This is a genomic window from Methylobacterium sp. J-026, from assembly GCF_022829585.1.
In the GTDB taxonomy this organism is placed as follows: domain Bacteria; phylum Pseudomonadota; class Alphaproteobacteria; order Rhizobiales; family Beijerinckiaceae; genus Methylobacterium.
The window spans coordinates 18388-37379 of sequence record NZ_JAKSYC010000213.1 but is presented as its reverse complement, the minus strand read 5'-3'; the positions used below and the strand labels follow the sequence as shown (position 1 = coordinate 37379).

Here is an 18992-nt window from a genome sequence, read left to right as displayed (position 1 = left end):
ACAGCGTAAATGATAACGTCATATAGTTTTAATCCTTGTCGAGTGGTGCGTGCTCAGCGGTCCTGCGATCCTCAGAATTTCGGTGTTACTCATCATTGCCGGTGTGCTCGCGGCGGTGGTGCAGTTCCTGCTGCCGAGCCCGGAGCCCGCTCCGATGACCGCGCCCGCGCCGATGGCCGAGTCGCCGGCCGTGCCGACGCCACCCCCGGCCCCGCCCGCGGCGGCCGAGCCCGCCCGGGAGCCGCCCGCCGCGCCCCGGACCGTCCCGATCCCCGCCGGTCCGAGCCGGTTACCGTCCGACGCCCTCGCCTTCCCCCCGGTGGATCCAGCCACGCCACCGGGCGTGCAAGCCCAGGCGCAGGAGACGGCGGGCCAGGCGGAGGTCGACCGGGCGGAGGACAGCGCCGGCCCCCGGGCCCTGGCGGTGGTCGACCTGAACACCGCCCCGGTGGCGGACCTGAACCGTCTGCGCGGCGGCGGGGCCATCGGCCGGGCGATCGCCGCCAAGCGCCCCTATGCGTCGGTGGATCAGCTTCTGTCGAAGCGTGTGCTCAGCCGGGCGCTCTACGACCGGATCAAGGATCAGGTGACGGTGCGGTGAGGCGGGGGCCGCCCGCGCCATCGAACGCGCGGGCGCAACGGTCGGGCGCCCATGACCCGCGCTTCGTTTCGAAGGCCGCGGGATAAGGGATCGAGATCGACCGCACGATCCTGGACGGATGAGACGCCGTCGAGCCGGCAGAACGCCGACGATTCGGCGGCCGGGATCCGGGCCGAGGGCCGAGCCGGTCCGCCCTCAGAGCTTCGTCCCGAAAATCTCCGCAACCTGCGGGATGTCTTTGTCTCCGCGGCCGCAGAGATTGATCACCATCAGGTGGTCGGTCGGGCGTTGCGGCGCCAGATCCAGCACCCGGGCCAGCGCGTGGGCGGGTTCCAGGGCCGGGATGATGCCCTCCAGCATCGAGCAGAGCTTGAACGCCGCGAGGGCTTCGGTATCCGTCGCCGAGACGTAGGTGACGCGCCCCGACTCGTGCAGCCACGCGTGCTCCGGGCCGATGCCGGGATAGTCGAGCCCGGCCGAGATCGAGTGCGCGTCGGAGATCTGCCCGTCAGCATCCATCAGCAGGTAGGTGCGGTTGCCGTGCAGCACCCCGGGCTTGCCGCCGGTGAGCGAGGCCGCGTGCAGGCCGGAATGGACCCCGTGGCCGGCCGCCTCGACCCCGAAGATCTCGACCTCGCGGTCGTCCAGGAACGGGTGGAACAACCCCATGGCGTTGGAGCCGCCGCCGATGCAGGCGACCAGCGAATCGGGGAGGCGGCCCTCCTGGGCGAGCATCTGTTCTCGGGTCTCGCGGCCGATCACCGACTGGAAGTCGCGGACCATCGCCGGATACGGGTGCGGGCCGGCGACCGTGCCGATGCAGTAGAACGTGTCGGCGACGTTGGTGACCCAGTCGCGCAGGGCCTCGTTCATCGCGTCCTTGAGGGTCCGGGTGCCGGATTCCACCGGGATCACCTCGGCGCCGAGCATCTTCATCCGGAAGACGTTGGGCGCCTGCCGGGCGACATCGACCGCGCCCATGTAGACCACGCACTTGAGGCCGAAGCGCGCGCAGAGCGTCGCGGTGGCGACGCCGTGCTGGCCGGCCCCGGTCTCGGCGATGATCCGCGGCTTGCCCATGCGGCGGGCCAGCAGGATCTGGCCCAGCACGTTGTTCACCTTGTGGGAGCCGGTATGGTTCAGCTCCTCGCGCTTGAAATAGACCTTGGCGCCCTGCCCCGCCGGCGCCTTGGCGCGCAGGTGCTCGGTCAGGCGCTCGGCGTAGTAGAGCGGGCTCGGCCGGCCAATATAGTGGGTGCCGTAGCTCGCCATGTCGGCGGCGAAGGCCGGGTCGATCTTCGCCGCCTCGTAGGCCGCCTCCAGCTCGAGGATCAGCGGCATCAGCGTCTCGGCAACGAACCGGCCGCCGAAGATGCCGAAGCGGCCGCGCTCGTCGGGGCCGGTGCGGAGGGAGTTGGGCTCGGGGGCGATGGTCACGGTACGGATCCTGCGCGCGAGGGCCGATGCTTTGCCGGGTGCCTAGACCCATGCGGGCGCGGCCGCAATGCGGCGTCCCGCCCGCGCGGGCTTCGGAAACGGGTCGGGCTGTCCCGAATCGATCCCGCGGCACGGCGATCCTACAGGATGGCGTCGATGCCCTTCCGGTTGGCGAGGGCGAGCAGCTTAAGCGACGGGCCGCCGGGCTTCTTCTCGCCCCGCTCCCATTTGCTGACGAGCGACGTGGTCACGTTGAGGGCCATGGCGAAGATCGCCTGGCTCATCTGCGCCGCCTCGCGGATGGCGCGAATCGCCTCCGGCTTGAGGTCCTCGACCGGCGTCAGGCACGATACGTCGAACCGGCGCATCGTCGCCTTGTCGATCGCCCCGGCGGCGTGAAGATCCTGGGCGATCCGGTGCGCCGACCGGAGCGCGTCACTGCGATAGGTCGTCTTCGGTTCGGTCATCATCGATCCGTCTCCAGCTCTGCGCGGCTGCGACCTGCAAGACGGCCGTGTCGCTGAGGCTGGCCAGGGGCCAAGCGCGGTCGCGGACCGCGTAACCCGTCCGATCTGAACAGCGAAAAGTCTGGTACAGCAAGGCACGCGTATCTTGCAGGAGGACAGTCATGGCTCTTCGCAACACGATCCGCCCGCTCGTCGGGGCGGCCCTCGGGCTCGGCCTCGCCGGGGCGCTGCTGCTGCCGCGCCTGGCCGCCTTCGCCGAGGAGGCGCCGCGGCGCCTGCCCGAGGCCGCGACCGTTTCAAGCGAGGCGCCCGGCCAGCGGGTCGCGGTGTTCGCGGGCGGCTGCTTCTGGGGCGTGCAGGGGGTGTTCCAGCACGTGCGCGGGGTCAGCCAGGCGGTCTCGGGCTATGCCGGGGGCACCCGCGCGGACGCCGATTACCGGACGGTGAGCGGCGGCGGTACCGCCCACGCCGAGGCGGTGGCGGTCACCTACGATCCGGCTTTGATCCGCTACGACGAGCTGTTGCGGATCTTCTTCTCGGTGGCCCTCGACCCGACCCAGGTCGACCGCCAGGGCCCCGATAGCGGGCGGCAATATCGCTCGGCGCTGTTCCCGCAGGATCCCGGGCAGGCGCGGGTGGCGCGGGCCTATATCGCCCAGCTCGACGCGGCCAAGGCCTATGCAAAGCCGATCGCCACCCGGATCGAGCCGGGGGCGGCCTTCTACCCGGCGGAAGGCTACCACCAGGACTTCATGGCCCAGCATCCGGGCCACCCCTACATCGCCGTCAACGACGCGCCGAAGCTCGACGCGCTGAAGCAGCTGTTTCCGGAGCGGACGACGCCGGAGCCGGTGCTGGTGAACCAGCCGCCGGCATAATCCCGACCTACGCCTCCGGCGGGCGCGGCCGGCCGAAATCGGGCGCGGCGGTCTCCTGGCCCTGGGCCACGATGCTGCGCCGGATCGCCCGGGTGCGGGTGAACATCGCGTGCAGCGCGTCGCCGTCGCCCCAGCGCACCGCCTTGGCGAGTGCCGACAGGTCCTCATTGAACCGGCCGAGCATCTCCAGCACCGCCTCGCGGTTGTTGAGGAAGATGTCGCGCCACATGGTCGGGTCCGAGGCGGCGATGCGGGTGAAGTCGCGGAATCCGCTCGCCGAGAACTTGATCACCTCGGATTGCGTTGCCTCTTCCAGGTCCGCGGCGGTGCCGACGATGTTGTAGGCGATCAGGTGCGGCAGGTGGCTGGTGATCGCCAGCACGTGGTCGTGGTGCTCGGCGCTCATGGTCTCGACATTGGCGCCCATGCCCGCCCACAGGGCCCGGACCCGCTCCACCGCGGCCGGATCCGTGCCCTTCGGGGGCGTGAGGATGCACCAGCGGTTCTGGAACAGGGTCGCGAAGCCGGCATCCGGCCCCGAGAACTCGGTCCCGGCGATCGGGTGGCCGGGCACTAGGGCGACGCCCTCGGGCAGGTGCGGCCGGATCGCCGCCACCACGGCGCCCTTGACCGAGCCGACATCCGACACGATCGCGCCGGGCTTCAGGTACGGCGCCATCTCGGCCGCCGCCGCCCCGATGGCGCCCACCGGCACGCACAGGATCACGAGATCGGTGCCGGCCGCGCCCTCCTGCGGGTCGCCTGTCACCAGGTCGGCGATGCCGAGCTCGGCCACCCGGGCGCGCACGGCCGCGTCGCGGTCGACGGCCACGATCGTGCGGGCGAGGCCGTAGCGCCGCGCCGCCCGGGCGATCGAGGATCCGATCAGGCCGAGCCCGACGATGGCGAGGCGGTCGACCGGGGGCTCGCCCACGGATGTCTCAGGCACGGGCGCCCCGCACGAAGTCGCCGAGCGCCGCGAGGAAGGCCGTGTTGGCTTCGGCGCCCGCCACCGTCACCCGCAGGGCGTCGGGCAGGCCGTAGGCGGTCACGCGCCGGGTGATCAGCCCGCGCTCCGTGAGGAACGCGTCGGCATCGGCGGCCGAGCGGCCGGGCGCGTCGGGGAAGTGGATCAGCACGAAGTTGGCGACGCTCGGCGTCACGGTCAGCCCGAGCGCCCGGGCGCCCTCGGTGAGCTTCGGCAGCCACTCGGCGTTGTGGGCGGCGGCCGCCGCCATATGCGCCTCGTCGGCGATGGCGGCCGAGCCCGCGGCGATCGCCGGGCCGGAGACGTTGAACGGCCCCCGGATCCGGTTGACCGCGTCCGCCACGTGGGCCGGCGCCACCATCCAGCCGATCCGGACGGCGGCGAGCCCGTGGATCTTCGAGAAGGTCCGGGTCATCACCACGTTCTCGGATTCCAGCGCGAGTTCGAGCCCGGCCGAGTAGTCGTTCGCCCGCACGTACTCGGCATAGGCGCCGTCGATCACCAGCAGCACGTGCGGCGGCAGGGCGGCATGCAGGCGGCGGATCTCGTCGAAGGGCAGGTAGGTGCCGGTCGGGTTGTTGGGGTTGGTGACATAGACGATCCGGGTCCGGTCCGTGACCCGGGCCAGGATCGCGTCGACGTCGACGGTGAGGTCCCGCTCGGGCGCCACCACGGGCTCGCCGCCCGAGGCCAGGATGGCGATCCGGTAGACCAGGAATCCGTGCTCGGAGTAGATCCCCTCGGTCCCCGGCCCGCAGAACGCGTAGGCGAGGAGGGACAGCAGCTCGTCCGAGCCCGCGCCGCAGACGATCCGCTCCGGGTCGAGCCCGTAGCGCCTGGCGATGGCGGTGCGCAGCACCGTGGCGCGCCCGTCCGGGTAGGTTTCCAGCTTGGCGGTGGCGGCGTGCAGTGCGGCGAGCGCTGCGGGGCTCGGTCCGAGCGGGGTCTCGTTGGACGAGAGCTTGTGGACCGTGCCGCCGCCGGGCCGCCCGCTCTTGCCGGGCACGTAGGTGTCGATCGCCAGGATACCGGGGCGCGGTTCCGGGCGGGCGGGTCGGGGGGCGGACATGGCGATGCGACTCGGATGCGCGGGCGTGCGGGGTCTCGCGCCCGTCTACAGCATTTCCTTTGCCGGTGAACCCGGCTCCGCGCCCGCAGGCCCGGCATGGTCCGGCCCGCCGTGGCGATCGTCGGGTCTCCGGCCGGCTCCCCCCTCGATGGGTTGCCGGATGCGCACGTCCGATGTTGGGATCATCGCCCGGTCGACGGGTGTGGCGGTCCAAAGCCCCCACGCGCCCGCCCCCGCAGAGGAGGGAGGGCGCCCGGGGGGCAGCCGTTGCTGGACACGGGTCGCCCCGCCGCGCGGATCGCTGCTGACGCCCCTACCGCCCCGCCTCCGCGCCGTCGCGCCGGAGCAGGAACACCCCCTGCGCCCCGAACAGGTTCCAGACCCACCAGGGCATCGAGAACCGCATTGGCCGGCCGCGGGCGTCGAGCGCCGTGGCGTGCTCGATCCGGGTGCCGATCAGGCGGCACAGCCCGACGAAGTCGCGGATCGTGCAATGGTGGATGTTGGGCGTCTCCCACCACGCATCCGGCATGATCTCGGTGACCGGCATGCGGCCGCGCAGGGCGAGTTCGGACCGGACCCGCCAGTGCCCGAAATTCGGGAACGAGATGATCACCTGCCGGCCGATCCGCAGCAGGTGCTCCAGCACCACCCGGGGATTGCGGGTCGCCTGGATGGTCTGGGACAGGACCACCACGTCGAAGGCGTCGTCCGGATAATTGGCGAGGTCGGTATCGGCATCGCCCTGGATCACCGGCAGGCCCCGGGCGAGGCAGGCGTTCACTCCCTCGCGGGACAATTCGATCCCGCGCCCGTCGATGCCGCGGCGGTCGCGCAGGAGCGCCAGCAGCGAACCGTCGCCGCAGCCGATGTCGAGGACCCGGGCCCCCGCCGGGACGAGGCCGAGCACCACGAGGTGATCGACCCGGGCGCCGTTGCCCTCGCCGGTATGTGGGAGGATGTCGGCACTCTCCCACGGGGTGCCGGGGACGATCTTGCCCAGGGCCGCCTGCCCCGACGCCGTCCTGCCGGGCACGCCGCTCACAGGCCGCGCGCCCGGGCGGCGGCGTCGATGAAGCCGCGGGCGGCGGAGAACATCGCCGGCTCGTCGAGCAGGAAGGCGTCGTGGCCCTTGTCGCTCTCGACCTCCACGAAGGCCACCGGCGCCGCGGCGGCGTTGAGCGCGTGCACGATCGCCCGGGAATCGCGGGTCGGAAACAGCCAGTCCGAGGTGAACGAGATCACGCAGAACCGGGTCTTCGTGCCCCGGAACGCGTTGGCGAGCACGCCGCCATGGTCCTCGGCGAGGTCGAAATAATCCATCGCCCGGGTGAGATAGAGATAGGCGTTGGCGTCGAACCGCTCGACGAAGCTCAGACCCTGGTGGCGCAGGTAGCTCTCGATCTGGAAGTCGGCGTTGAACGAGAAGGTCGGCGCCGAGCCACCCTGGAAGCGGCGGCCGAACTTCCGGTGCAGCGCCGGCTCGGAGAGATAGGTGATGTGCGCGCCCATCCGGGCGACGCCCAGCCCCTTGGCCGGCCGGGTCCCCGCCTCCAGGTAGCGCCCGTCCGCCCAGGCGGGATCGGCCATGATCGCCTGCCGCCCGACCTCGTGGAAGGCGATGTTCTGCGCGGAGTGGCGCGCGCCGGTGGCGATCGGCATCGCGGCGAAGACGCGCTCGGGATAGAGCGCCGCCCATTGCAGCACCTGCATCCCGCCCATCGAGCCGCCGATGCACAGGAACAGGTCCTGGACGCCCAGATGCTCCAGCAGCATGGCCTGGGCGCGGACCATGTCGCGGATCGTCACCAAGGGGAAGTTCAGCCCGTAGGGCCGTCCCGTCGCGGGATCGGTCGAGGCCGGCCCGGTGGAGCCCATGCAGGAGCCGATGACGTTCGAGCAGACGACGAAGTAGCGGTCCGTGTCGATCGGCTTGCCGGGGCCGACCAGCGTCTCCCACCAGCCCCCCTTCCCGGTGACCGGATGGGTGTGGGCGAAATACTGGTCGCCGGTGAGCGCGTGGCAGATCAGCACCGCGTTCGAGCGCGCGGCGTTGAGGGTGCCGGCGGTCTGGTAGGCAATCCGGAACGGCGCGAGCTCGACGCCGGCATCGGTCAGCAGCGGCCTGTCGGCGGCGAAGCACGCCACCGGGCTCTTCGGGTCGAGCGCCTGCGAGCGCTCGGATGCGCGCCGCGACGGCTCGTCGATCGGGTCCGGCCGCAGGGCCGTGTCCGGCTGGGTGTCCATGGCGGGTCTTGACGACCGTGTATCCGGGCCGATCCGAACCGGGTGAGCGCGGGGCCGCCTGACGCGCCGCACTCGCCCGATGCGGCCAGCGATGCCGGGAGGTAATGCGCCCGGCGCCGAGCGTCAACGCGCGGCGGGCCGCCGTGTCAGCGCGTGAGACTACGGCTCACGCCAGTGGCGCCGCCATCAGCGCCAGCCCGAGCGCCGGCAGGCCGAGTGCCAGGAGGGCACGGACGTCCAGCTGGTCGGCGCCGACCCCGGCCCACCAGTGCCGGCTCGCCGCGCTCTCGATCACGATCCCGGCCAACACGAGGGTGCAGCCGACAAGGGCCTGTATCGACACCATGACATCCTCACCCGACCTGCTGTCGGGCAACGCCCGGCGACCTGATTCCCGCTGGGCAATCCCATCCGAGGCCGGACGGTTCCTCAGCGGATCGCCGCCGCGCAGGCGACGAAGACCAGGGCTGCGCCGGCCGCGGTGATGCAGCCATTGGCCCAGGGCGCGGCCTCCACGCGGCGGAGGCGGCAATCCGCGGCGACGGAGGTGAGGATCCCGATCAGGAACAGGCTGCAGGGGATCAGGTCACCGGGCATTGTCGATCCATCCAGGAATACGCGGGGCGCGGCACGCCCGACGCGTCCTATCTGCGGGTTCAACAGGCCGAAACGTGGCGAGTGCCCCGCGGCATTTGCGCGTCGCCGTTTTGCCGCGGCGGCGGCAGATGGATCGTCGCCGTCAGAGCTTGGCCGGGGCTGGCGGCTGGTCGAAATCCTCCGGCCCCATATCCAGGAGGTCGTTCGGCGTCTTGGTCCGGTCGTAGGCCCGGCTGGCGGCGGCCTCGATCGCCGCCTGGTTTCCGGCGAACAGGTCGAGGGGCGCGCGTTCGGCCCCGCCCCCGAAGTGCTGGCGGAGCACGGAGATCGGCACGTCGATGCCGATCACCCGCTCGCCGTTGGTCATGGCGAAGCGGATCAGCGAGTTATCGGCGGGCAGGATATGGGCGCCGCCATCCAGGTAGCGTTCGAGGGGCATGGGCTGGCTTTCGAGTGCGACGATGCGTGACCGTCAACAGGTAGGGCGAGGCGGGCGGGCGCGTAGTCTCGACGACCCTAACCCTCCGGCCAGCGCAGCTCCGCCCGCAACCCGCCCAGCTCCGAGCGCCCGAAATCGAGCTGCGCCCCCGCGGCCTCGGCCACGTCCCGGGCGATGGCGATGCCGAAGCCGGTGCCCGGCCGGCTCTCGTCCCAGCGCTGGCCGCGGCCGATCCCGGCGATCGCCGCCGCGCTCATGCCGGGGCCGTCATCCGCCACGGCGAGGCGCCGCCATCCCGGGCCGGCCTCGCCGGTGATCCGGACCCGCCGGTGTGCCCATTTGCGGGCGTTGTCGAGGAGGTTGCCCAGCAGCTCCATCAGTTCCCCCTCCTCCCCCGGATAGGCGAGCGCCTCCGGCACGGCCACCGCCCAGTCGAGGGAACCGCCCTCCGGCAGCCGGCGCATGGTGGCCACGAGGCGCTCGGTCACCGGGGCGACCCGGCAGGTCCGCCGCCGCAGGTCCCCGCTCGCGGCGATCCGCGCCCGGGCCAGCGCCCGCTCCACCTGACCGCCCATCGCCCGGGCCTGCTCGGCGATCTCCGCCGAAAGCCCCGGCTCGGCCGGCCCGGTCCGGCGCGCCAGGGCGTCGAGCACCGCAAGCGGCGTCTTCAGGCCGTGGGCCATGTCGGCGGCCGCGTCCCGGGCGCGGACCAGGGCGCGCTCCTGCGCATCGAGCAGCTTGTTGAGGTCGGCGACCAGCGGCCGGACCTCGTCGGGGAAGTGCTCCGGCAGCCGCGTCCGCGCCCCGGTATGGATCGCCAGGAGATCCGTCTGCAGCACCCGGAACGGGGCGAGCGCCCGGTGCACGAACAGCCACATCGCCAGCGTCAGCACCACGAACAGCGCCGCCAGCGCCGGGACGAGCAGGCGCAGGAAGGTCGTCCGGCTGGCCGCGAGGCTGCGCCGGTCCTCCGCCACCACGACCCGCAGCCCGGTCTCGGCGCCCGGTGGCCCGATCTCCAGGGGCCGCACCACCGCGATGAGCCGGCCCCCGTCCGGGCCGGTGGCGTCGACGGTGGCGGCGGAAGCCCGTGCCTCGATCCGGCCGAGGTCGAGGCCCCGGTCCCAGAGGGAGCGCGACCGCAGGACCTGTGCGCCCGCCTCCACCTGCCAGTACAGGCCGCCATAGGGCGTGGCGAAGCGCGGGTCCGGTGGCTCGCGCGAGAGCGTCGGGTGCCCGTCTGCCGCGAGGCCGACCCGCCCGGCGATGAGCTTGGCAGTCCGGTCCAGCTCGTCGGCGGTGCGCGCGTCGAGCACCCGGTCGAGGATGAAGGTGAGCCCGATCCCGGCGAGCAGCAGCGCCAGCGCGATCAGCCCCGCCGCCGCGAGGCCGAGCCGGAGGCGGAGCGCGTTGCGCCTCACGGCGCGTCCGGGACGCGGTAGCCCTGGCCGCGGCGGGTCTCGATCACCCCCGGCCCGAGCTTGCGGCGCAGGCGCGTCAGGAGCGCCTCCAGGGCGTTCGCCTCGCGTTCCGTGCCGACCCCGTGGAGATGGTCCAGCACTTCGCCCGCCGGCACGACCTGCCCCTGCCGGTGCAGCAGGAAGGCCAGGAGCCGGTATTCGAGGGCGGTCAATTCCGCGGGGCGGCCGTCGACGCTGACCGCGCGGGTGCGGGTGTCGAGCTCCACCGCCCCGGTCCGGAGCACCGGCGAGGCGTGGCCGGCGGTGCGCCGCAGGATCGCCCGCAGGCGCGCGACCAGCTCCTCCATGCGGAACGGCTTGGCGAGGTAATCGTCGGCGCCGGCGTCGATGCCCTCGACGCGCTCGCGCCAGCCGTCCCGGGCGGTGAGGATCAGCACCGGCAGGGCCACATCGGCGGCGCGCAGCCGGCGGAGCACCCCGAGCCCGTCGAGGCGCGGCAGGCCGAGATCGAGCACCATGGCGTCGTAGGGCTCGGTCTCGGCGCGGAACCACGCCGCTTCGCCGTCGCCCACCACGTCGGCGACGTAGCCGGCACGCTCCAGCCCCTGGCGGATGTCGGCGGCGATGCGCGGCTCGTCCTCGACGATCAGGACGCGCATGGCCGGCCCCTCTCCTCAATCATCGTCGTCCGTGTCCAGGATCTTCAGGGAACCGGCATCGACCTTCACGGTCCGGCGCTTCCCGTCGGCGCCGAGGATGCGCAGCTTGTACAGCCAATGGCCGTCGTCGTGCTTCAGATCGACCGACACCACGTCGCCCGGCACGGCCGCCCGGGCGGCGCGCAGCACCTCGTCGAGGGGGCGGATCTCGCCCTTCTCCAGGGCACGGCGGGCGCGGTCGGCATCCTCGGAGGCGCGGGCCGGCAACCCGGCGCAGGCGAGGCCAGCGAGCAGGCAGACCAGGGCGGCGCGGCGCGGGTGCAAGGCGTTCATGCGGGGACGCGATAGGGCGCGGCGCCTGACGGGAGGCTGACAGGCGCCGTCAGGCTGGCGGGGCGGGACTTCGGCACAAGGGGGCCATACCCCTCCCGGAGACGTGAGACCATGTCGTTGATCCTCGGTGCCCTCCTCGCCTGCGCGGCCGGCCTCGCCGGCACCCTCCTCTGCCCGGACGACAAGGCCGGGCGCACGCGCCTACCCCTCCTCGCTGCCCTCCTGGCGGGCGGCCTCGCCTGGCACGGCCCCGTACAGGCCGGCGAGACGCTGCACGGTGTCGCCCAGGTGATCGACGGCGGGACCCTCCGGGTGGGCGCGCGCCCGGTCAGCCTGTTCGGCGTGGTCGCACCGGATGCCGACCAGACCTGCTCGGACGCCCAGGATCAGACCTACGCCTGCGGCCACGACGCGGCCCGGGCGCTGGCCGATCATATCGGCGGGGCCGCCCTCACCTGCGAGACGCGGGGCGCGGGGGCGCAGGACGGCGCGGTCGTGGCCCTCTGCCGGGTCGGCGGCGAGGATCTCGGAGCTTGGATGGTGGCGCGGGGGCTCGCCGTGCCCGACCGCGCCGCGCCGGACTATGCGGAGGCTGCCGACCGGGCCTGGGGCCGCCGCCTCGGCCTGTGGTCGGGGGTGTTCCAGGACCCGTCCGAGCGTCGCGGCCGGCACGCCGCCGCGGCGGGGCTCGGCCAGGCCGGGTGACGGTTCCCCCGAGCCTGCGGGAACGCTCCCGGGCACGTCCGGTTGGTCGGGAGAGCCCGGCCGACCGGGTCGCCTGAATCTCGGAGGTCCCGTGAACCGCGTGTCTCGCACCGTCCTGGTCGCTGGAATCCTCGTCACTGCCGCGGCGGCCGCGGAGGGTAAGGATGCGGAGCCCGCGTCCGGCGGACGGGGCGACGGCGGCGCCGCCACGACCAGCATGGGCGCCGGCGGTTTGACCGGGACCGGGGCCACGAAGGACGGCGCCCGCACCGGCACCGGCACCGGCACCGGGACCGGCGACGGCAAGGGGCAGACCGGCGGCCCGAAGGCCCCATCCGCCCCGGCACCCGGCACGACCCGCTGATCGGCCGCTCGGAGCGCCCGGGGGTGATGAAGCGATCCACGGCCGCGCTCCGAAGGGGGCGCGGGTCTGGCGGTCCCGGAGCCTTTCGCGTGCCCGCTACTGCGAGCGGCGCCCGAACGAGACCGCGTAGGCCTGGACCCGGGCGTCGATCAGCGGATCGTCCGAGACCTCGATGCCGTCGGTGAGGTTGTTCGGCATGAACAGCAGCGCCTTCTCGGCTTCGGCGCTGTCGGGCACTGCCTTCGACACGGTCAGCGTGCCGAGGTCGACGGTCTTGCGATCGTCGGGCCATGGCTTGGTCGCATCGTTGGTCGGGTCGCCCGGCTCAGCGAGCTGGGCCAGGACGCGGAACGCCGCCGGCTCCCTGGCGATGCGGGGCCCGATCTCCCCCATCAAAAAATTCGGGTCGCGCTTGGCCGCCTCCTCGGGGGGCAGGATCTCCTCGCCCTGAACCGGCTCGATCCGGAACCGGAACGGCCGACGCTTGCCGTCCTTGTCGACGAAGATGAAGGCGTTGACGCCGTTGTAGGTCTCCCGGGCGAGGCTCGACGGGGTCTTGGCGGTCGCCCCCGCCGTCGCGGCGGCCGGGTGGGCGGCGGCGAAGCGCTCCAGAGCGGTCGGATGCTCCGCCTTCGGGCCGCTCTCGGCCGCGGCCCTCAGGAGGTCGCGGAACTCCTCGCCGGTGGCGACCGGGAAGTATTTCAGCGCGTTGGTGACGACATCCATCTCGGCGCCGTCGCTGAGCTTGAACTTCAACGCCATCCCGTGTGGGTTGGCGTTGGCCGCGCCGTCCGGAATGGTCGGGACGCCGGTGGCGTCCGAGAAGCGGATCGTCACCGGCACCGCCGGGCCCGCGAACAGGGACGCCTTGCTGAGCCCGGCCGCCTCGGCCGATGGGGTGAAGCTGCCTTCGGCGACCACACCCTTGGCGTGGTTGGCGCGCGCGCCCGGATGCGTGCCGAACAGCGTGTTCATCGCGTCGACCGTCTGCTCGGCGGTGGAGGAGTCCTGGGCCAGGGCCGGCGCGGCCGCCGTGAGCGCGGTGCTCAAAAGGACGGCGTAACCCAATCTCGAACGCAGCATGAGGATCCTCTCGACAGCCACGGCCCGCCCGGGCCGGCCAACGGACCGGACCATCTTCTAGGGAGAGAATGGCCGAACGCACAACCGGACGCTTCGCCGTTGAGCCGCGCGGGTTACGTTTCGGCCGGCCACGTCCGCTCAAGCGGCGCCGGAGCCTGCTACCGCGCCCCGCGGTGGAGGTCGCCGTCGATCAGCAGGGCGCTGCGGCTGTCGAGCCGCGAGCGGTAGACCTGGAGATTCTCCATCACCCGCTGCACGTAGTTGCGCGTCTCCGTGAAGGGGATGCGCTCGACCCAGTCGATCACGTCGACGTCGCCCCTGCGCGGGTCGCCGTAGGCGTCGATCCACTTCTTCACGTTGCCGCCGCCGGCATTGTACGAGGCGAAGGCCAGCACGTAGGAGCCGCGCCAATCCTCCAGGAGCTCGCCGAGATGGGCCTGGCCGAGCTTGGCGCAGTAGGCGGGGTCGCTGGTCAGGCGGTCGACGTCGAAGGCGGCGGCGACCCGGCGGGCGGTGCGCTGGGCGGTGGCCGGCATCATCTGCATCAGGCCCCGGGCGCCGACACCCGACTGGGCGCGGGGATCGAACTGGCTCTCCTGCCGGGCGATGGCGTAGACCATGGCCCGCTCCACCTGCGGGACCGCCGTGAAGGTCTCGTAGTCGGGGATGCCGATGGTCGGGTAGGCGTGGGCGTCGAGGGGCAGGCCGCGCTGGACAGCCAGCTTGCCGATCGCCACCAGGGCGCGGGCGTCCTTCATGTCGGTGGCGAGGTCACCCAGCGCCTGGAGCTCGCGCGGGTCGGTGAGTTCCCGGGCGGCATCGATGTAGAGCGGCAGGGCCAGCTCCCGGATCCCGGCCTCGCCGAGCAGGCGCAGGGCCCGGATGTAGAGCCGGCCCTCGAAGGTCTGGCGCTCGGCCCCCTCCAGGTCCGCGGGCGCCCGCAGGGGCAGGCTGGTCTGGCCGAGCCGTGCGCGGGCCACCTGCCCATAATAGGCGATCGGCTGGAGGGCCGCCTTCTCGTAGAAGCGCTTCGCCGCGTCCGTCCGGCCGAGCGCGTCGGCCGCCCGGCCCTGCCAGTAGGCGGCCCGCGCCACCGAGACCGGGCTCTCCGCGATGGCCGTCACCCGCGCGAAGTGCTCGGCGGCGCGCGCCGGATCGCCGGCGAAGCGCAGGGCGATCCAGCCGGCGTGGAACTCGGCCTCGATCCGCTTCTCCGGCGTGCGCGCCGCCTGGGCGCTGGCGACCGTGTAGGCGGTTTTCGCATCACCGAGGTCGAGGAGCTTGCGCGCCACGATCCGGCGCTCGACCCACCACTCGTCGCCATCGACCAGCACGTCCGGGTTGCTCGGCGCTCCGGCGAGCACAGCGGCGGCCGCCTCGGGCTTGTCGGCCCGGCGGAAATACTGCGCCCGGGAGAAGGTGTAGGAGGCGTCGCCCCGGAGCGACGGCGGCACCGCGGCGAGCGCCGAAGCGGCCCCCGAGGACTTGTCCTCCACGGCCCGGCGGGCGCGCACGAGGCTGGCATAGGCGCCCCCCGCGTAGCCGGCCGCCCGGCCGGCGCTGTCCCAATCGTCCTTCAGGAGCGCCCGCTCCATCCGGTAGCGGTGATCGACCCGGGTGAGCACGTCCGGGAAGGCGTCGAGCACCTTGCCCTCCAGGGACCGCCCGAAGCTCTCGCTGCGCCAGAGGTCGCGGACCATGTCGGCGGCGTCGGCCTCGTAGCCCTCGGCGCGCAAAGCCAGCGCCAGGGCGAACTTGCCCGGCGCGCTCACCGGCTTCGCCGTGGCGAAGTAGGCGCTCACCGTGGCCGGGGGCTTCTTCTCGGAGAGCAGCGCCTCCTCGGCCCGGCGGCGCAGCAGCGGACCGGCCGGCCAGTCCGGGTTGGCCCGGGCGAAGGCGACGGTGCGGGCGAAGCCGATCCCGGCGCCGGCGCGGATCGCCACCCATTCGAGCAGCGCCCGGGCGGCGGGGTCGGTGAAGCCGTCGCGGATCCGGTCGCCGTCGGCGACCCGGCCCTTGCGGTAGAGGTCGATCGCCCCGCGCAGCAGCGTCGGGTCGGTCTCGCCCGAGATCTTCGGCCGCGCCGGGTCCGGCACCTCCGGCACCGGCGCGGCCGGGGTCACGGCGGCGTCGGGCAGCGGGAAGGCCACCGGCGCCTCCGGGTCGGCGGAGGCGTAGGCCGAGGCCGCCGCGGGCAGCGTCCGGGCGGGCTCCTCGCCCCGGTCGCCCAATTTCGTGTCGTTGGTCTCGTCGGTCCGGACAGCCGGGATCGGATCGAGCTTGAGGGCGTCGGCGGCCACCGGATCGGCGGCCTTCGCGGCCTCCGCGCCGCGGACCTGGGCGGTCGAGAGGGCGGCGTCGCTCGCGGGCGGTGCCGGCTGCGTCGCCGGCGCCTCCGCGTCGATCTGGCCCGCCAGCGCGACGCCGACGGTGAGCGCCGTGGCGACGAGCGCGGCGGCTCCGAGGGACGTGCGCTTCGAGACCGGATTCGAGGCCGCGGATCGGATCACGGGTCCCCCCTGCTGATCACCGGAGCGGGAAAGGCCGAGGATGGCGGCGAGACCATTAAGATCGCGTTAACCGTCGCCACGATCTGTTTGCGCCCCGTGGCGCGATTGCCTATGTCTGCCGGCCCGTGACCGTAAGGTGCGGACCCCGTGCGGCGCCGAGACCGCCGAAATCCCCGTCCAGACCCGTTGGGACGCCTGAGATGACCGAGATGACCGGGAGACGCCTGCGGGGCTCGCTCACCGCGCTTGTGACGCCGTTCCGCGACGGGGCCTTCGACGAGGCCGCCTTCCGCACGTTCGTGCGCTGGCAGATCGCGCAGGGCAGCCACGGCCTGGTGCCCACCGGCACCACCGGCGAGAGCCCGACCCTGACCCATGCCGAGCATGACCGGGTGGTCGAGGCCTGCATCGACGAGGCGGGCGGGCGCGTGCCCGTGGTGGCGGGCGCAGGCTCCAATTCCACCGCGGAGGCGGTCGAGCGGGCGCAACACGCCGAGCGCGCCGGGGCCGACGCCGTCCTGGTGGTGACACCCTACTACAACAAGCCGACGCAAGAGGGTCTCTACGCCCACTTCAAGGCCGTCAACGATGCGGTCGGCATTCCGATCATCATCTACAACATCCCGCCGCGCTCCGTCGTCGACATGAGCGTCGAGACGATGGCCCGCCTGTTCGAACTGAAGAACATCGCCGGCGTGAAGGACGCGACCGCCAAGATCGACCGCGTCAGCCAGCAGCGTCAGGCCATGGGGGAGAGCTTCATCCAGCTTTCGGGCGAAGATGCGACGGCGCTCGGCTACAATGCCCAGGGCGGCCACGGCTGCATCTCGGTGGTGGCGAACGTCGCACCCCGGCTGTGCGCCGATCTCCAGGAGGCGACGCTGTCGGGCGACTACGCCCGGGCGCTCACGATCCAGGACCGCCTGTTCCCGCTCCAGGCCGGCCTGTTCGCCGAGGCCAACCCGGCGCCGGTGAAGTACGCCCTCGCCCGCCTCGGCCACATCGCCGAGGAGTTGCGCCTGCCCATGGTGCCGGTCTCCGAGGCGACGCGCCGCATCGTGGACCACGCCCTGCGGCATGCCGGCCTTCTCGAAGGCTGAGGAGAGTCACGCACAATGGCCCCGAAACCGGAGCCCAGTCGGCGCATCGTCGCCGACAACCGCGCGGCGCGTTACCATTACACGATCGAGGACACCCTCGAGGCCGGCATCGCGTTGACCGGCACCGAGGTGAAGTCCCTGCGCGGCGGCAAGGCGACGATCGGCGAGGCCTATGCCGGCCCCTCCGGCGGCGACTTGATGCTGTTCAACGCCTATATCCCGGAATATCTGGAGGCGAACCGCTTCAACCACGAACCCAAGCGCCCGCGCCGGCTGCTGCTGCACCGCCGCCAGATCAACAAGCTGATCGGCGCGACCCAGCGCCAGGGCTACACGGTGGTGCCGCTGAAGATCTACTTCAACGACAAGGGCCGGGCGAAGATCGAGCTGGGGCTGGGCAGGGGCAAGCAGGCCCATGACAAGCGCGAGGCCGCCAAGGAGCGCGACTGGCAGCGCGACCGGGCGCGGCTGCTGCGGGACCGGGGGTGAGCTCAGGCGATCCGCCTCACGGCCGGGGTCGGCTCGCAGGGCGGGATCGCTTGAGGCGGGCGGTCTCCCCTTGCGCAGCCGTCAGGAGCGTGTCCCAATCGTCCGGCGGATTGCCCCGGTGCAGCATCTTGCGAAACACCGCGTAAGCGTCGGATCGGCTGCCATAGGCGCGGAGTGATCGGTCATCGTTCACCCAGGCCAACACGATCACGCGACGTCCGGCATCCTCCCGGTAGCGGAAGAACAGCCGGTATTGCTGGAGGAACTTCGCGCGGAACCAGTGACGATACTGGCTCCCGAGGGTGTCGCCCTGGCGGTATTCGGCCCGGGTCGGATCCTCGGGTACGACCTCGAACGCGACCTTCAAGACGGCGGCGAGCAGCTTCGCGGGTCGCCTGCTGGCATAGCCCAGTGGATCCCGCTCCCGGGATGCCACCACTTCGGAGACGAGACTTTCGAGCTGGTCGAGAAACAACGGGTGGGCATAGATGTCCCACCCGTTGAGCTGCAAGGGCCGGTCGCTCAACCCGCGTCGCTCGGAAGGGCCTCATCCAAGTCGACCGCGATGCCTTCGACTAGGGCGGCGGCGCGCCGGTAGATCTCCTCGGAGACCGGCTGGATGGCGTGCGGACGTGTTTCGAGATCCCGCGCAATCAAGGTCAGGAATGGCCCGAGGGCAGGATCCTCCTCGGCCGGCGGATCCGCCTTCGCGACGGTGATCGTGCCGTCTGCCAGGCGGCGGAACACGATATGCCCGGATTTGCCCAGTCCAAGCATCCGTCTTACTGCCACCGGCACGGTGGTCTGACCGCGCGCCGTGACCGTGGCGGGAATCTCCAGAACCTCAGCCGCCTTGCCCATTGCACGCTCCGATCTGACGCCCGAAATGGTAATGCATCTGCATTGCCGATCAAGCCAGCGGCCCTCCGCCGGAGGCCGCCGGGTGTGTCGCCTTGGCTGTGGTCCCGCGATGTCCCACATTGGTGGTCTCGCCCGTGCGGCGTTCTGGGCCTGCGAACGCGAGGAGCGCCCCATGTCATCCAGGCACGACACCCTGCCGACCGACCTCCCCGCGCCCGTCGATGACGGCGCGGCCGATCACCTGCGCGGGATGCGTTTGCCCGACGTGGCGCTCACCGCCACGGACGGGCGCACGGTCTCGCTGGCGCGGCTGCCGGGCCGCACCGTGGCCTACGCCTATCCGCGCACCGGCGAGCCGGGGAAGCCGGGTCTCACGCCCGACTGGGACGCGATCCCGGGCGCCCGGGGCTGCACGCCGCAGGCCTGCGACTTCCGCGACCATCACGCCGACCTGAAGGCCCGCGGCGTCGCCCAGGTCTACGGCCTCTCGACCCAGACAAGCGCCTATCAAAGGGAGGCGGCCGAACGGCTGCACCTGCCGTTCCCAATGCTCGCCGATCCCCACCGCGCCTTCGCAATGGCGGCGCGCCTGCCGGTCTTCGAGGCCGGAGGGCAGGTGCTGCTGCGCCGTCTCACCCTGGTGATCGACGACGGCGTGGTCAGCCAGCTGTTCTACCCGATCTTCCCGCCGGACCGAAGCGCCCGGCAGGTGATCGACTGGCTCGACGGCGCGAGCGCCTGAAG

The 18992-nt window shown here is 72.3% G+C and carries 23 protein-coding genes; 7 read left to right on the top strand and 16 right to left on the bottom strand.

Annotated features, from left to right (window positions below; genetic code table 11):
- The first annotated feature begins 82 nt into the window (after positions 1-82).
- A complete protein-coding gene (locus MKK69_RS19105; protein ID WP_313900869.1) occupies positions 83-601 on the top strand; it encodes a helix-hairpin-helix domain-containing protein in 519 nt (172 codons plus the stop codon).
- Positions 602-796: 195 nt separating this feature from the next.
- On the opposite strand, the gene trpB is transcribed toward MKK69_RS19105, so the two are convergent.
- Positions 797-2038 carry a tryptophan synthase subunit beta gene (gene trpB / locus MKK69_RS19100; protein ID WP_243970427.1) on the bottom strand — a complete coding sequence of 414 codons (1242 nt, stop codon included), beginning with the start codon at positions 2036-2038 and terminating at the stop codon, positions 797-799.
- Between the two features lie 140 nt (positions 2039-2178).
- Positions 2179-2505 (bottom strand): helix-turn-helix domain-containing protein, encoded by a 327-nt coding sequence (locus tag MKK69_RS19095; protein ID WP_243970520.1) that lies wholly within the window; start codon positions 2503-2505, stop codon positions 2179-2181.
- A gap of 161 nt (positions 2506-2666) precedes the next feature.
- On the opposite strand from MKK69_RS19095, the gene msrA reads away from it, so the two are divergent.
- The gene (gene msrA / locus MKK69_RS19090) at positions 2667-3383 is read left to right on the top strand and encodes a peptide-methionine (S)-S-oxide reductase MsrA (protein ID WP_243970425.1); all 717 of its coding nucleotides are present in this window, start codon (positions 2667-2669) and stop codon (positions 3381-3383) included.
- 7 nt (positions 3384-3390) lie between these two features.
- On the opposite strand, the gene MKK69_RS19085 is transcribed toward msrA, so the two are convergent.
- From MKK69_RS19085 to MKK69_RS19040, 10 genes are all read right to left on the bottom strand, one after another.
- Positions 3391-4332: a prephenate/arogenate dehydrogenase family protein gene (locus MKK69_RS19085; RefSeq protein ID WP_243970423.1), complete on the bottom strand. Its 942-nt coding sequence runs from the start codon at positions 4330-4332 to the stop codon at positions 3391-3393.
- A complete protein-coding gene (locus MKK69_RS19080) occupies positions 4325-5440 on the bottom strand; it encodes a pyridoxal phosphate-dependent aminotransferase (protein ID WP_243970421.1) in 1116 nt (371 codons plus the stop codon). Before MKK69_RS19080 ends, MKK69_RS19085 begins: the two co-directional genes overlap by 8 nt.
- A gap of 313 nt (positions 5441-5753) precedes the next feature.
- A complete protein-coding gene (metW, locus tag MKK69_RS19075) occupies positions 5754-6476 on the bottom strand; it encodes a methionine biosynthesis protein MetW (RefSeq protein ID WP_243970419.1) in 723 nt (240 codons plus the stop codon).
- A gap of 5 nt (positions 6477-6481) precedes the next feature.
- The gene (locus tag MKK69_RS19070) at positions 6482-7687 is read right to left on the bottom strand and encodes a homoserine O-acetyltransferase (protein ID WP_243970417.1); all 1206 of its coding nucleotides are present in this window, start codon (positions 7685-7687) and stop codon (positions 6482-6484) included.
- Between the two features lie 166 nt (positions 7688-7853).
- The gene (locus tag MKK69_RS19065; protein ID WP_243970415.1) at positions 7854-8033 is read right to left on the bottom strand and encodes a hypothetical protein; all 180 of its coding nucleotides are present in this window, start codon (positions 8031-8033) and stop codon (positions 7854-7856) included.
- Positions 8034-8116: 83 nt separating this feature from the next.
- Positions 8117-8284 carry a hypothetical protein gene (locus MKK69_RS19060; protein ID WP_243970412.1) on the bottom strand — a complete coding sequence of 56 codons (168 nt, stop codon included), beginning with the start codon at positions 8282-8284 and terminating at the stop codon, positions 8117-8119.
- Between the two features lie 142 nt (positions 8285-8426).
- Entirely contained in the window at positions 8427-8723 is a 297-nt protein-coding gene (locus MKK69_RS19055) for a DUF1488 family protein (RefSeq protein ID WP_243970410.1), read from the bottom strand.
- A 77-nt stretch (positions 8724-8800) separates the two neighbouring features.
- Positions 8801-10144, bottom strand: coding sequence for a sensor histidine kinase (locus MKK69_RS19050; RefSeq protein WP_243970408.1), 1344 nt, complete (start codon positions 10142-10144; stop codon positions 8801-8803).
- Complete coding sequence (locus MKK69_RS19045) at positions 10141-10803, bottom strand: response regulator transcription factor (protein ID WP_243970406.1); 663 nt, start codon at positions 10801-10803, stop codon at positions 10141-10143. Before MKK69_RS19045 ends, MKK69_RS19050 begins: the two co-directional genes overlap by 4 nt.
- 15 nt (positions 10804-10818) lie before the next feature.
- On the bottom strand, positions 10819-11136 hold the full coding sequence (locus MKK69_RS19040; protein WP_243970404.1) for a PepSY domain-containing protein: 318 nt from the start codon (positions 11134-11136) through the stop codon (positions 10819-10821).
- A gap of 111 nt (positions 11137-11247) precedes the next feature.
- Between MKK69_RS19040 and MKK69_RS19035 the strand changes: the two genes are divergently transcribed.
- On the top strand, positions 11248-11841 hold the full coding sequence (locus MKK69_RS19035; protein WP_243970402.1) for a thermonuclease family protein: 594 nt from the start codon (positions 11248-11250) through the stop codon (positions 11839-11841).
- Between the two features lie 91 nt (positions 11842-11932).
- On the top strand, positions 11933-12205 hold the full coding sequence (locus MKK69_RS19030) for a hypothetical protein (RefSeq protein ID WP_243970400.1): 273 nt from the start codon (positions 11933-11935) through the stop codon (positions 12203-12205).
- A gap of 96 nt (positions 12206-12301) precedes the next feature.
- Here MKK69_RS19030 and MKK69_RS19025 read toward each other — a convergent pair whose 3' ends face one another.
- Together MKK69_RS19025 and MKK69_RS19020 are read right to left on the bottom strand one after the other, a co-directional pair.
- Positions 12302-13288 carry a catalase family peroxidase gene (locus MKK69_RS19025; protein WP_243970398.1) on the bottom strand — a complete coding sequence of 329 codons (987 nt, stop codon included), beginning with the start codon at positions 13286-13288 and terminating at the stop codon, positions 12302-12304.
- A gap of 158 nt (positions 13289-13446) precedes the next feature.
- Positions 13447-15798 (bottom strand): lytic transglycosylase domain-containing protein, encoded by a 2352-nt coding sequence (locus MKK69_RS19020; RefSeq protein WP_243970397.1) that lies wholly within the window; start codon positions 15796-15798, stop codon positions 13447-13449.
- A 200-nt stretch (positions 15799-15998) separates the two neighbouring features.
- Here MKK69_RS19020 and dapA point away from each other — a divergent pair, with 200 nt between their 5' ends.
- Both dapA and smpB read left to right on the top strand, forming a co-directional pair.
- Positions 15999-16898: a 4-hydroxy-tetrahydrodipicolinate synthase gene (gene dapA / locus MKK69_RS19015; RefSeq protein WP_243970395.1), complete on the top strand. Its 900-nt coding sequence runs from the start codon at positions 15999-16001 to the stop codon at positions 16896-16898.
- 15 nt (positions 16899-16913) lie between these two features.
- Positions 16914-17387, top strand: a complete 474-nt coding sequence (gene smpB, locus MKK69_RS19010; protein ID WP_243970393.1) for an SsrA-binding protein SmpB — start codon at positions 16914-16916, stop codon at positions 17385-17387.
- A gap of 16 nt (positions 17388-17403) precedes the next feature.
- On the opposite strand, the gene MKK69_RS19005 is transcribed toward smpB, so the two are convergent.
- Positions 17404-17913: a type II toxin-antitoxin system YhaV family toxin gene (locus MKK69_RS19005; protein WP_243970391.1), complete on the bottom strand. Its 510-nt coding sequence runs from the start codon at positions 17911-17913 to the stop codon at positions 17404-17406.
- Entirely contained in the window at positions 17910-18248 is a 339-nt protein-coding gene (locus MKK69_RS19000) for a type II toxin-antitoxin system PrlF family antitoxin (RefSeq protein ID WP_243970389.1), read from the bottom strand. Before MKK69_RS19000 ends, MKK69_RS19005 begins: the two co-directional genes overlap by 4 nt.
- Positions 18249-18420: 172 nt before the next feature.
- On the opposite strand from MKK69_RS19000, the gene MKK69_RS18995 reads away from it, so the two are divergent.
- The gene (locus MKK69_RS18995; protein WP_243970387.1) at positions 18421-18990 is read left to right on the top strand and encodes a peroxiredoxin; all 570 of its coding nucleotides are present in this window, start codon (positions 18421-18423) and stop codon (positions 18988-18990) included.
- Positions 18991-18992 lie beyond the last annotated feature (2 nt).

What these genes read in the sequence shown, in the direction of transcription:
- MKK69_RS19000 (WP_243970389.1), bottom strand. Translation starts at nt 18,248, where the DNA reads ATGGGCAAGGCGGCTGAGGTTCTGGAGATTCCCGCCACGGTCACGGCG.
- MKK69_RS19065 (WP_243970415.1), bottom strand. Translation starts at nt 8,033, where the DNA reads ATGGTGTCGATACAGGCCCTTGTCGGCTGCACCCTCGTGTTGGCCGGG.
- dapA (WP_243970395.1), top strand. Translation starts at nt 15,999, where the DNA reads ATGACCGAGATGACCGGGAGACGCCTGCGGGGCTCGCTCACCGCGCTT.
- MKK69_RS18995 (WP_243970387.1), top strand. Translation starts at nt 18,421, where the DNA reads ATGTCATCCAGGCACGACACCCTGCCGACCGACCTCCCCGCGCCCGTC.
- MKK69_RS19060 (WP_243970412.1), bottom strand. Translation starts at nt 8,284, where the DNA reads ATGCCCGGTGACCTGATCCCCTGCAGCCTGTTCCTGATCGGGATCCTC.
- MKK69_RS19045 (WP_243970406.1), bottom strand. Translation starts at nt 10,803, where the DNA reads ATGCGCGTCCTGATCGTCGAGGACGAGCCGCGCATCGCCGCCGACATC.
- MKK69_RS19070 (WP_243970417.1), bottom strand. Translation starts at nt 7,687, where the DNA reads ATGGACACCCAGCCGGACACGGCCCTGCGGCCGGACCCGATCGACGAG.
- smpB (WP_243970393.1), top strand. Translation starts at nt 16,914, where the DNA reads ATGGCCCCGAAACCGGAGCCCAGTCGGCGCATCGTCGCCGACAACCGC.
- MKK69_RS19080 (WP_243970421.1), bottom strand. Translation starts at nt 5,440, where the DNA reads ATGTCCGCCCCCCGACCCGCCCGCCCGGAACCGCGCCCCGGTATCCTG.
- MKK69_RS19055 (WP_243970410.1), bottom strand. Translation starts at nt 8,723, where the DNA reads ATGCCCCTCGAACGCTACCTGGATGGCGGCGCCCATATCCTGCCCGCC.
- msrA (WP_243970425.1), top strand. Translation starts at nt 2,667, where the DNA reads ATGGCTCTTCGCAACACGATCCGCCCGCTCGTCGGGGCGGCCCTCGGG.
- MKK69_RS19025 (WP_243970398.1), bottom strand. Translation starts at nt 13,288, where the DNA reads ATGCTGCGTTCGAGATTGGGTTACGCCGTCCTTTTGAGCACCGCGCTC.
- MKK69_RS19035 (WP_243970402.1), top strand. Translation starts at nt 11,248, where the DNA reads ATGTCGTTGATCCTCGGTGCCCTCCTCGCCTGCGCGGCCGGCCTCGCC.
- MKK69_RS19095 (WP_243970520.1), bottom strand. Translation starts at nt 2,505, where the DNA reads ATGACCGAACCGAAGACGACCTATCGCAGTGACGCGCTCCGGTCGGCG.
- MKK69_RS19040 (WP_243970404.1), bottom strand. Translation starts at nt 11,136, where the DNA reads ATGAACGCCTTGCACCCGCGCCGCGCCGCCCTGGTCTGCCTGCTCGCT.